Source organism: Mangrovibacter plantisponsor, from assembly GCF_003182475.1.
Taxonomy (GTDB): domain Bacteria; phylum Pseudomonadota; class Gammaproteobacteria; order Enterobacterales; family Enterobacteriaceae; genus Mangrovibacter; species Mangrovibacter plantisponsor.
This window is the reverse complement of record NZ_QGTS01000055.1, coordinates 1-1,112: the sequence shown is the minus strand read 5'-3', so window position 1 is coordinate 1,112 and position 1,112 is coordinate 1. Positions and strand designations below refer to the sequence as shown.

Here is a 1,112-nt window from a genome sequence, read left to right as displayed (position 1 = left end):
TTCCACAAACACCAGGTTCTGTTTTACCTGGTGCAGCATATTTTGCAGTTCGGGGCTGGATTGTTGATTTTGCGCGGCAGTGGCAGCAGAAGTTGTGGCCGGATGGTTATCGCAGGCACTCAGAAATAAAGGGGCCAGCAGCAGAAAAGTCCTTTTGTTCATTATTGACTCCGTTACGGTTTTACGGGATTCAGGCTGTTGACCACACAACGAACGGTTGTTGTCAAAAGAACCCCCGTGTCCGGTTTTCTTTTAGACCGGGTAATGGTTAGCCCTTCAAATGGACCAGAGAAACCCGCCCCACGGAGTACTTTGGTATACTGGGGCTCCGTATCATCAATCCCATCAAGACTCTTATAGACCGGTTTTTCCGGCCCCCGGGGGTTAACCGCCGGGGAGTGCTGGTAATAGTCCGGGTCATACCAGTCCTGCATCCACTCATAGCCATTCCCTGCCATATCGTAAAGCCCCAGCGGGTTGGGCGGGTAACGGTCTACAGGCATCGCCACCATAATCCCTCCCTTCAGCCCCATTTGCTGGGCAAACTCTTTCCGGTCCGATGAACCTGAAATATTAATTCCCCGGTGAATGCTGTCCATTTCCAGCACGCCGCTGTTGGTGCCGACAATAAAAAACTGCCCCCGGCTGCGGGCGGCGTACTCCCACTGTGCTTCCGTTGGCAGGGCAAAAGGCAGGCCACTGACTTCACCCAGCCAGGCACAGTATTGTTCGGCTTCATACCAGTTCACATGCGCCGGGGTGTTGGGTAATTTATTCAGCGAGTCCATCCACTCCTGGAAAAGCCCGCCATTAAACTGTCTTAATGACAGATTATTTAATTTAAGGTAGAGCTGGTATTCCTGGTTGGTGGTTTTAAACCGGCTGATGGAGTAACTGCTCAGCGTGACTTTATGCAGCGGCTTGCTGTCTTTATTAACGTCATAGCGCAGTTTTTCCGGCCCATATTCCCGGCCAAAATCCCCCATCAGAAAGTCACCGCCTTCCACAAACACCAGGTTCTGTTTTACCTGGTGCAGCATATTTTGCAGTTCGGGGCTGGATTGTTGATTTTGCGCGGCAGTGGCAGCAGAAGTTGCGGCCGGATGGTTATC

At 51.9% G+C, this 1,112-nt stretch carries 1 protein-coding gene; it reads right to left on the bottom strand.

Annotation, left to right across the window (positions count from 1 at the left end; all coding sequences use genetic code 11):
• Window positions 1-173: 173 nt before the first annotated feature.
• Window positions 174-1,112 (bottom strand): formylglycine-generating enzyme family protein (locus tag DES37_RS25470; RefSeq protein WP_110028306.1); only part of this gene is annotated, 939 nt, incomplete at its 5' end.